This window comes from Clostridium muellerianum (assembly GCF_012926525.1).
Lineage (GTDB): Bacteria > Bacillota > Clostridia > Clostridiales > Clostridiaceae > Clostridium_AM > Clostridium_AM muellerianum.
Window position 1 is genome coordinate 124,201 of record NZ_JABBNI010000012.1, and the last position, 11,226, is coordinate 135,426.

An 11,226-nucleotide genomic window follows, 5' to 3' on the forward strand; every position below is an offset into this window, starting at 1 on the left:
TATGTTATGAGTTAATAGACTTTGGACTTATTCGAGTAAAAATCATGCGGAATTTGAATCTGCATCCGATTCTTACAATATAAATTATATAGCACAAAAATAAATAATCAAGAAAAATTTTACTTTTAGACAGGTTAATAATTTAACAATTTTTACTTTATATTTAATACATTTAATGAGGAATAATGTAATGATTTTGTTGCTAATTTATTTTTGCAGTTTTTGTAAAATTAAATAAATTAAAACTTTCATATTATGGTATATATGATAATTTTAAAACTATAAATAATAATATAGGGAAAGTTTAAAAGTTGGAAGATTTAAATTTACAGCCAATTGTAAAAATAGAAAACTTTTTTATTATATTGTATATATAGCCTTGTATTGACACTTGACATTTAAAGATTTAAAATAGAATAAAATAACATTTTAAATGGCATTTGAAATAATGTTTTAAATTAAAGTGCTATTAAATATGAAAAATTGGAGGAATATTTATGAATAAATTGTTTCATGTAGGTATTGACGTGGGGTCTACTACAGTTAAAGTTGCAGTTTTAAATAACTTCATGGAACTAGTATATGGTAAATATGAAAGGCATTTTTCTGATATAAAGAAAACAGCAGCTGGAATCCTTAAGAATGTTTATGAAAAATTTAAGGGTAATGAAATAACGATAATGATAACAGGCTCTGGAGGAATGTCACTTTCTAATTCTGTAGGCATAACTTTTATTCAAGAAGTTATAGCAAGTACAAAAGCCATTCAAACATATAATCCGGAAACAGATGTTGTAATAGAACTTGGTGGAGAAGATGCTAAGATTACTTATTTAAAGGATGGGATAGATCAAAGAATGAATGGTACCTGTGCTGGAGGCACTGGTTCCTTTATAGATCAAATGGCTTCACTGCTTAGAACTGATGCAGGTGGGTTGAATGAATTAGCTAAAGGATATAAAACAATTTATCCTATAGCAGCTAGATGTGGTGTTTTTGCTAAAACTGATGTTCAGCCGCTTTTGAATGAAGGTGCTTTAAAAGAAGATATTGCAGTATCTATACTTCAAGCTGTGGTAATTCAAACTATAAGTGGACTAGCATGCGGAAGACCTATAAGGGGTAATGTAGCATTTTTAGGAGGACCTTTATCTTTTCTTTCAGAACTTAGAAAAAGATTTATAGAAATGCTTAAATTAAAGGATGAACAGGTGGTTTTTCCAGAGAATTCACAGTTGTATATTGCTATAGGAGCAGCGCTATCTTCAGTTGACGAAAAAGCAATTTCCCTTAATTCACTTATGGAGAGGTTAGATGGATTAAAAGATATTTCTATAGATGAATCTGAAAGATTAAGACCACTTTTTAAAGATGATACAGAATATGAAACCTTTAGAAAAAGACATGCTGTTCATTCGGTAAAAAGAAGAAATTTATCAGATTTTCAAGGAGATTGTTTTTTAGGCGTTGATGCTGGATCAACTACCACAAAAGCAGCACTTGTTGATAATGAAGGAAATATACTTTATACACATTACTGCAGCAATGAAGGAAGTCCTCTTAAATCTACAGTTAAGATTTTAAAAGAACTTTACAGTATTATGCCTAAAGAAGCTAGAATTGTTAATTCTACAGTAACAGGTTATGGAGAAGCGCTTTTAAAAACTGCACTTAAAATTGATATAGGGGAAATTGAAACTATAGCACATTATAAAGCAGCAGCCTTTTTCTGTCCGGGAGTAGATTTTATATTAGACATTGGCGGACAGGATATGAAGTGCTTAAAAATAAAAGATGGAGTTATTGAAAGTATACTTTTAAACGAAGCTTGTTCTTCTGGATGTGGTTCATTTTTAGAGACTTTTGCAAGTTCGCTTGGTATGGACATAAAGGATTTTGCAAAAGAAGCTGTATTGTCTCAAAAACCTGTTGATTTAGGATCTAGATGTACAGTTTTCATGAATTCCAGAGTTAAACAAGCCCAAAAAGAAGGAGCTTCTGTAGGAGATATTTCTGCAGGTCTATCTTATTCTGTTATTAAAAATGCTTTGTTTAAGGTAATAAAAATAAGAAATCCTAAGGAAATAGGGGAAAAGATAGTTGTACAGGGTGGAACTTTTTATAATGATGCAGTATTAAGAAGTTTTGAACTTTTATCTGAAAGAGAAGTTATTAGACCAGATATTGCAGGAATAATGGGAGCTTTTGGAGCAGCTTTAATAGCTAAAGAAAAATATAAAGAGAGCTACAAAACTGAACTTCTAAATAAAGATGAGTTAAATGAACTTAGTGTGGAAACAAGTATGGCAAGGTGTGGACAATGTGCAAATAATTGCTTACTTACTATAAATAAATTTGGTAATGGAGAAAAATTTGTATCAGGAAACAGATGTGAAAGAGGAGCAGGTAAGGAAAAAAAGGAAAATTCACTACCTAATTTATTTAAATATAAATACGATAGACTTTTTAAATATAAGCCTTTGAAAGAGGAAGAAGCCAAAAGAGGAACTATAGGTATACCAAGAGTACTTAATATGTACGAAAATTACCCATTTTGGTTTACTTTATTTACTGAACTTGGATTTAGGGTAGAGTTATCTTCTAGATCTTCAAAAAGAATATATGAAAAGGGAATTGAAACTATCCCTTCAGAATCAGTGTGCTATCCTGGAAAAATGGTTCATGGACATGTAATGAATCTTATAGAAAAGGGTATAAAGACCATTTTCTATCCTTGTATTACTTATGAAAATAAAGAACAAAAAGAAGCAGACAATCATTATAACTGCCCTATTGTAATATCTTATCCAGAAGTAATTAAAAATAATGTAGATGCAATAAGGGAAGAAAATATAAAGTTCATAAAACCTTTCTTGCCTTTCCATAATAAAAAGGGGTTGGCAAAAAGACTGCTTGAGGAACTTAAAGAATTTGGTTTAAGTGAAAAAGAACTTAATTATGCAGTAGATAAAGCATTTAGGGAGCAAGAAAGTTTTAAAGAAGATATTCGAAAAGCTGGAGAGGATGCTTTAGAGTTTATTGAGAAAAAGGGAATAAAAGGTATAGTACTTGCAGGAAGACCTTATCATATAGATCCAGAAATAAATCATGGAATACCAGATTTAATTAATGGTCTTGATATGGCAGTGCTTACAGAGGACTCTGTGGCTCATATTGGACAGGTAGAAAGACCTCTTAGGGTAGTGGATCAATGGGCATATCACTCTAGATTATATGCTGCAGCTAGTTTTACTGCTACTCAGAAGAATTTAGAATTAGTACAATTGAATTCTTTTGGATGCGGGTTGGATTCAGTTACAACAGATCAAGTGCAAGAAATATTGAATGGTAACTCAAAAATATACACATCTCTTAAAATTGATGAAGGAAACAATTTGGGAGCTGTAAGAATAAGACTTCGTTCGCTTAAAGCGGCATCAGAAGAAAGAGAAAATAGTGGATTCAGGCTTAAGAAGGTTGAAAATAAGTATAAAAGAATAGTATTTACTAAAGAAATGAGAAAAAATCACACTATTTTAATACCAGAAATGTCTCCTATACATTTTCAGTTTTTAGAGGAGGCTTTCAGACAATCTAATTATAATGTGGTAATACTTCCATCTCAAGATAAAAAAGCTGTAGATGAAGGTTTAAAATATGTAAATAATGATGCTTGTTATCCAGCAATAATTGTAGTGGGACAAATTATAGAAGCATTAAAATCTGGCAAATATGATTTAAATAATACTTCAGTTATGATATCTCAAACTGGAGGAGGGTGTAGAGCTACAAATTATATTGGATTTTTGCGTAAGGCATTAAAAGATGCAGGTTTTTCAAATGTTCCAGTAATATCTTTAAATGCAAAAGGTATGGAAAAAAATCCAGGCTTTAAGATTTCATTAGGTTTAATTAACAGGTCTATGATGGCGCTTATTTATGGAGATTTGCTTATGAGGGTTTTATATAGAGTTAGACCTTATGAAATTGAAGCTGGTTCAGCTAATGAACTTTATGAGAAATGGGTAGATATATGTAAAAAATCTTTAAAAATAGCGGATAGAAGCACTTTTAAACGTAATATTATATCTATAGTAGAAGAATTTGATAATTTAAAAATAAGTAATAGGTTAAAGCCAAAAGTTGGATTGGTAGGGGAAATACTTGTAAAATTTCATCCAACAGCCAATAACAATATAGTAGATGTACTAGAAAAAGAAGGGGTAGAAGTAGTAGTTCCAGATCTTACAGATTTCTTATTATATTGTGCTAGTGATGCAGAATATAAGTATAAATATTTAGCAGGGAAAAAGCTTCCTGAAGTATTAGGAAAAGCGGCTATGGCTGTTATTGAGTTTTATAGAATGACTTATAAGAAAGCCATAAGAAAAAGCAAGAGATTCAGCCCTATTGAATCTATAAAATCTATAGCAAAAGGAGCATCAGATATTGTTTCATTAGGAAATCAAACTGGAGAAGGATGGTTTTTGACTGGAGAAATGGTAGAACTTATACAAAGTGGGGTTGAAAATATTGTTTGTATGCAGCCTTTCGCATGTTTGCCTAATCATGTGACAGGAAAGGGAATTATGAAGGAATTAAAAAGAGTTTATAAGGGAACAAACATAGTTGCCATAGATTATGATCCTGGTGCTAGTGAAGTAAATCAATTAAATAGAATAAAGCTTATGCTTTCCACTGCTTTTGAAAATTTAAAAGAGGTTCATTCTAGTCAGGAACAGAGTGACTCTAAAGAATATTTTAAATACAAGTATGGTTTAAAAGGAGCTATCAATAGGAGTGATATAAATGGATAGCAAGGGAACATGTAAGCAATCAACAAGAGAAAGAATATTAGATGCTACGTTAAATATAATAGGGAATGAAGGATTCCAAAATGTTACTATTAAAAAGATAGCAAGTTTGGCGGAAGTTAATTATCATTTTGGCAGCAAAGATAATGTAATTGATGAAGCTATGAAGGTATTTTCTAAAAGAATAATAAAATGTTTTGAATTACTGGAAGATGATGAAGTTTCACCAAAGAAGCGGTTAGAAAATTTTCTGCGAAGTTATTCAGATACGACTTTGGAATGTCCGGATGTATTTAGAAATATTGTAAATCACGGTGTAGGCAATTGTGATATTGAATTTGATTACATGAAGTTCTTAAAAGATGCTGGTTATGGAAAAATTTTAGATACATTGAGAGCTGCTGGAGTAGAAGAAAGTGACAGGGTATTGCTTATGAAGATTTTTCAAGCCCTTGGTGCTTTGGAAATTCCTTTATTAATGGGGAAATATACTGAAAAAATTTCTGGAATTGATTATAATGAAAAGTCTACTAGAAATGTATATATACAGTTAATTTTAAAATCATTACTTTGTAAATAATTTAAAAAAATACAGCATGCTGCATTGCAGCATGCTGTATTTTTTAAAATTATTATGACATAACTAGTTTTTCAACATATAAATCTTTTTCTTTTTTTAAATCAAGGAATCCTTCATCATCAAGCACTAGAGGATTTGTTAAATCATCCATTTGAATTTGGATAATTTTACATGAACGTTTATCGTTTAATAGTACAGTTTCTCCCATGAAGTAGTTTACTACATGATTTAAGAACGTATTACAATAAGTGCTGTCAAGTTCTCTAAGACTTTTCTCTTTAATAATATTTAAAGCATCAAGAGGACCCGTAATTTCTTTAGAATATCTATTGGAGCTAACTGTATCAAATAAATCTGCAATAGCTATTACTTTAGCAAAGCTAGGTATTTTATCCTCCTTTACTTGGAGAGGATATCCAGAGCCGTCCAGCATTTCGTGATGCATTAATATTGAACGACTAATTAAAGGATTTATGCAAGGAATTTGTTCAATAAAGTGATAACTTATAGTAGGATGAGTTTTATAAGTTTCATATTGTTCAGGAGTTAAAGTTCCTTCATTATTTAATATATCTTTATCCATTCTCATTTTTCCAAAGTCATGGAATATTGCAGCATAAGTTAGTAGAGCCAAATCCTGTACATCAAAACCTAACCATTTTCCAAGTATAAAACTTATAGCAGTTACATTTACAGTATGTCTATAAATTGGATCATTTGTACTGCCGTACAGCATTATATTTTTAACAACAACTCCTGTTGATTTCAATTCCTCTTGGATTTTTTCTAAAAAGTTTTTTACTTCAGCTATTTTAGGTACCTCTAAAGAAGATATATTGTCAAATATATTTTCTAAATTTGAAGAGAATTCAGTAAAAGTAGTTTCGAGTTCTTTTACTGTTTTTTCTTTAAATATAACGGCTTCATCAGAATCTTCATCTAATAGAACTGATACCTTACCAATAATATAATTTCCTTTTAGCTTGTTTATAATTGGTTCGGTAATAATAAATCCTTTAGATAATAATGTTTGACCTTCAAGTTTTATATCCATAGCCGAAATCATTCCAGGGTGTAATTCATCAATTGATAATACTTTTTTTTTCTGCATACTGTTCACCTCATATTACTAATTTTAATCAAAAGAGAATATTACTCATAATAATAATATTACTAATTAAATTAGTAATATATAACATTTATGTATAGTTTATCGTGATATTTTTATATTTCTAAATAGGTTTACAACAAAAAAAATGTTTATTCATGCGTTTTTTTAATTTAAATTTAAGTTTCAATTTAAACTAGGTAATGAATTTATTCATGATTAGCAGTGCAGTGCTTTGTTTTTTGGGGATGAGTGAAGGTTAAAAAATCTTATTTTTTAAATGACACAAAAAAAGCTGGTTAAAATCATTGAAATTATTTTAACCAGCTTTTTATAAATGTTAAATTGTTGTAATGAAGACTATTTATTGAGGAGTGTAATATCCTTTTTTATACATGTAATCAAATATTTGCTGACCGTGTTCCTGTTCTTCTTTTTGAATATGATTTAATACTTCACGAGCACTAGGATTTTTAAACTCGAAAATTGTTGAATTATATGTAGAAGAAACATATTTCTCTGTACCAAGTGCATCCTGGCAAAGGTCAGAATCATTTTGAATGAAACCTATGTTCGAATTATTCGTATTAGCATTAATATTTTGCTGTCCTTGTTGACTTTGTTGTTGATTTACATTTGGAATTTGGCCATTTAACATACTGTTTATACTATTTAAATGTTGTTTTTCATGTTCACCTATAGTTGAGAATAATTGTTTTAATTCAGGATCTTCTGCTTCGTTAGAATATCGAGCGTATTTTTTTATGCATAAATCTTCGTGAGCTTTTTCATCTTTTAATAACATAGTTTCTTTTTGTGTTAGAGTATTCATAGATTTTATCCTCCTTGTATGGCAAAATTATTATTCATCTCTAAAACATATTATTGGTTATATGAAATAAAATATACCTTTAAATTCTACATTTGAAGAAATTTATTAGTGCAATAAAGTATTTAAATGAAAGTTAAATTATATACAATCTTATTTGTTGTGTTGTATAATGAATTATAATTTTGGAACAGGAGGGTGGGCATGGATAAGAATTACAGAAATATGATAATTGTTTTTTTAGGGTACTTTTTTTCATCAATATTTTCTAATACACTATCACCTTTTATAACCACTATAAAAAATAATTATAATGTATCATCCAGTAGTATTGCAATATTGCCATCGGTAGTTTATTTTGCATCATTTGGAATGAGTATAGTAGGCGCTAAGCTTATGTCTAAATTAAGTCTTAAAAATGGGTTGCGTACAGGGTATTTTCTTACTATATTTGCAAGTTTTGTAATTATGTTTTCTAAGTCATTTTATATACTTCTATTCGGGTATTTTATATCTGGATTAGCTGTAGGAATGATGTCTTTATTTAACAGCACTATAATTTCCATACTTCCAGCAAAATATCAAAAGTTTAGCCTTGCTAATGCATGTTTTGGATTAGGAGGAATTCTAATTTTACCTATAGACAGATTTATATTAAAAAGTGGAATAAGATTTAATAATACATATATTATTCATATAGTATGTATGGCCTTACTATTTATACTTTTAAGAAAAATTGATATTGAATCTTTATCTAATAATAAACATCGTCCTAAAGTTTCGTTTAACATATTAAAAAATCCTTTAGTTTTATTGTTTTCTATTGCAATATTCTTTTATGTAGGAGCAGAAATATCAACTACAAATTGGACAGGCGGCTTCCTTGAAAAAAGTTATGGGGTTAATAAAGAAGAGGTTCCTAATATTCTTTCTGGTTTTTGGATTTTATTTACTATAGGAAGGAGTATAGGGGATAAGCTTTTAGATAAAGTAGGTAGATTAAAATTCCTTTCAATTTCCCCGGCAATATCTATTGTGGGAATAATTATTATTTTATCTGGTACAAATAAAATTCAAGCTTTAGTAGGACTTGGAATTATAGGTATATCTATAGCGGTAATATATCCAGCTCTTCAAGGATATATTATACAACATGTTGGAAAAGAAAATATATATTCAGCCTCAGCTATTATAATGATCTTTAATAATCTTGGAGCTACATTTTTAACCTACATAATAGGATTTGCAGGTGGAATAAGAATCACTTATGTTTTTATAGTTCAAATAATATTTTATGTATATATAGCACTAGTTTCGTTAAGATATTTAACTTTTAAAAATAAAGGATTTGAATAACATAAAAATATTGCGACGCAACTAGATATTAAAGTGCAGTGGTAGTTTGAATTTTAACTTTTACTACGTGATATATAATAAGTGTTTTATCACTGCTAAATGTTTTTAATTATTCTAAGCTCAAAGTTCATGAAAACCTAAGAACTTTGACAAACTCAGTTCCCTCAAACAAAGCTAAAGTTCTAAGGCTTTCATGAACTTCTCGCTAAGAATAATAAAAAAACAATTTAGCTAATGTGATGAAACACTTATTATATATCCTTACGTAAAAGTCAAAATTCAAACTAGTTACTTCAGTTATACAAATTTAGGTTTATTGTTATATATAATCTGGCTTAATCAAAATTGTATTTGATTAAAAGTTAATATCGCTAAAGAATTGAGGCGGAGCCTGTTGTTTAATATATTAAATTTATGTAGAAGTTATTTTCTGTTTTATAGAAATATCTCGAAAGAGATTAACAAGTTAGATAGTTTTCTATTAAATGCTTTGTATCTCTTGATGTAAGTAGTAAATATTGTGAAAGCTACGCTTTTTAAATATGGAGTTACAAGCCTTTTGAAATAATGCTATACGCAATGCATTAAGAAGAAACGTTAAGCTGTATGAAGACTGATATATGTTGTGAAGGAACATTCGAGCAAATTTAAGAAGTTCTTTGCTTGAGATATTGAAAAATGTCGTAATTTTTGCCAGGACGGCAAAAGCTCCGAAAGTGACAGGACGTCACATTTGAGGAGGTAGGCATTTTTCAATATCTCAGGCATTAGAACTTCTTAAATGAGGCGAGTGTTCCTTCACAACATATATCAGCCGGAATACAGCTTAACGTTTCTTCGGTTACTTGCGTCGTATTATGCTTATATGAAATACAAATCGCTATTTGTGAATATAGATTATGTAGCAAATAAAATTAATATTAATCACAATTATCTAATAATATTTTTAATCTCTTCTTTAACACATCATAAATATCTTCACATTCATCGTTAAGTTTATATATCAAATGAATAGTATCCCTAATATCGGAGTTTTTAGGATGAACTACAGAAGAAGAGGTTAGGAACTTTGATGAAGCAGATAAACCTGAGGAAGTTTGCGCAAGTAAATATAGAATATTTACTAAGGGGTTTATGTTATTAGCAATATATTGAGCTTCACAGGTATTTAAAGGTAATTTACATAACTCATCTTTAATGGAATTTATATTTTTTAAAGTATCTGCAGTTTTGTCTATGGATTTGTTTATAGAAGAGTCTGATTTTGAATTTTCATCTTCTAATTCTTCATCATAATTTTCAATAATTGAAGGCTCAGATACTGGATTAGTTATTGGAACATGTTGTTCATTAAGGTTATCATTTTGATTATTAATCATAAATACCTCCTTCAATATATTATATCTAATAGTCGCTTGCGGAATTCCGCAAGCGCTGATTTTCCTAACTTTTTAGCCGTTAGGCTTTTATATTTTCCTCCACTATGAAATAATAAATGTTATCACCCAAAATAATAGAACATAGAGGAGGAGAACAAACATGTTTTACCTTAATAAAATTAAACAACTAAATATTTTTGAACAGGTATCCGAATTAAAACACATGACTACTAAACAACCCGTAGGGTTCACTGATTTACTTGCTAATAATTTTGACATTAATACCTTTATTCCTAATTCATTTAAAGAACACTATTATTCTGATTTAGGAAAAGATAGAGAATATGAACTTTCTTCTGTAGTATCAGCGCTACTAATCATGCAAATATTTCATATACCTACCACTGTTTTATTAACTATTTTTCTTGTTTTTTCTACTGAAATAAGGGAATTCTGTGGCTTTTACAAATCAATACCTGATGAATCATTTTTCAGTAGATTTAAAACTACGTTTGAAAGTGACTTTGGTAATTTATTTGACTCAATGGCTCTTAAAGTCATTGATATCTGTGAAGATATTAATAATAATCTTCCAGCTAATTCACCTAAGAAAAACCTTAATTCTATGCTTATATATGATACTTCTGGCTTAAAACCAAAAGTTAAAGAAAATAATCCTAAGACGCTTGTAACTGAAGTCAATAGACAAAAATCTTATGCTAAAGCTACAAATAAAGAAAATTTCAATCCTTATGCTGCCACATATAAGAATATGCCTAAATTTGCACAAGCTAACCCTAATATTAAATTAGATTTTGTTAATGGACATTTCGGTTACTTCTACAAATTTGGTCTTTTAACAAATGGTTGGGGTGTTCCTTTGAATATAAAATTCTTCGATGAAAATTTTTATGAATCTATGGATAAAAAAGAATTTGATACCCCTGAAGAACAAAAATATTTTTATGATAATGCTTCATTAAAACCAGTAATTGTACCATTTTTAGAAAACCTAACTGATCATTCTAATTTTAAATTTAAAATTTTTTTAGGTGATTCAGAATTTGATAGCTATGATAACTTTGGTTTACTTAAACATTTAGAATTTGAAAAAGTCTTTATTCCTCTTAATTCTCGAAATCAATCTAATAATAAGATTG

At 29.2% G+C, this 11,226-nt stretch carries 7 protein-coding genes; 4 read left to right on the plus strand and 3 right to left on the minus strand.

What is annotated here, in order from left to right; genetic code table 11:
* Window positions 1-497 precede the first annotated feature (497 nt).
* The gene (locus HBE96_RS06785; protein ID WP_169297001.1) at window positions 498-4,817 is read left to right on the plus strand and encodes a 2-hydroxyacyl-CoA dehydratase; all 4,320 of its coding nucleotides are present in this window, start codon (window positions 498-500) and stop codon (window positions 4,815-4,817) included.
* A complete protein-coding gene (locus tag HBE96_RS06790; protein ID WP_169297002.1) occupies window positions 4,810-5,394 on the plus strand; it encodes a TetR/AcrR family transcriptional regulator in 585 nt (194 codons plus the stop codon). Before HBE96_RS06785 ends, HBE96_RS06790 begins: the two co-directional genes overlap by 8 nt.
* Window positions 5,395-5,446: 52 nt before the next feature.
* Here HBE96_RS06790 and HBE96_RS06795 read toward each other — a convergent pair whose 3' ends face one another.
* Both HBE96_RS06795 and HBE96_RS06800 read right to left on the minus strand, forming a co-directional pair.
* Entirely contained in the window at window positions 5,447-6,505 is a 1,059-nt protein-coding gene (locus HBE96_RS06795) for an HD-GYP domain-containing protein (protein WP_169297003.1), read from the minus strand.
* Between the two features lie 361 nt (window positions 6,506-6,866).
* A complete protein-coding gene (locus HBE96_RS06800; protein WP_169297004.1) occupies window positions 6,867-7,334 on the minus strand; it encodes a spore coat protein in 468 nt (155 codons plus the stop codon).
* Window positions 7,335-7,535: 201 nt separating this feature from the next.
* On the opposite strand from HBE96_RS06800, the gene HBE96_RS06805 reads away from it, so the two are divergent.
* Window positions 7,536-8,687 (plus strand): MFS transporter, encoded by a 1,152-nt coding sequence (locus tag HBE96_RS06805; protein WP_169297005.1) that lies wholly within the window; start codon window positions 7,536-7,538, stop codon window positions 8,685-8,687.
* 920 nt (window positions 8,688-9,607) lie between these two features.
* On the opposite strand, the gene HBE96_RS06810 is transcribed toward HBE96_RS06805, so the two are convergent.
* Entirely contained in the window at window positions 9,608-10,066 is a 459-nt protein-coding gene (locus tag HBE96_RS06810) for a hypothetical protein (RefSeq protein WP_169297006.1), read from the minus strand.
* Between the two features lie 160 nt (window positions 10,067-10,226).
* Here HBE96_RS06810 and HBE96_RS06815 point away from each other — a divergent pair.
* On the plus strand, window positions 10,227-11,226 hold a 1,000-nt coding region (locus HBE96_RS06815), incomplete at its 3' end, for a transposase (protein ID WP_206154850.1).

What these genes read in the sequence shown, in the direction of transcription:
- HBE96_RS06785 (WP_169297001.1), top strand. Translation starts at nt 498, where the DNA reads ATGAATAAATTGTTTCATGTAGGTATTGACGTGGGGTCTACTACAGTT.
- HBE96_RS06790 (WP_169297002.1), top strand. Translation starts at nt 4,810, where the DNA reads ATGGATAGCAAGGGAACATGTAAGCAATCAACAAGAGAAAGAATATTA.
- HBE96_RS06800 (WP_169297004.1), bottom strand. Translation starts at nt 7,334, where the DNA reads ATGAATACTCTAACACAAAAAGAAACTATGTTATTAAAAGATGAAAAA.
- HBE96_RS06805 (WP_169297005.1), top strand. Translation starts at nt 7,536, where the DNA reads ATGGATAAGAATTACAGAAATATGATAATTGTTTTTTTAGGGTACTTT.
- HBE96_RS06795 (WP_169297003.1), bottom strand. Translation starts at nt 6,505, where the DNA reads ATGCAGAAAAAAAAAGTATTATCAATTGATGAATTACACCCTGGAATG.
- HBE96_RS06810 (WP_169297006.1), bottom strand. Translation starts at nt 10,066, where the DNA reads ATGATTAATAATCAAAATGATAACCTTAATGAACAACATGTTCCAATA.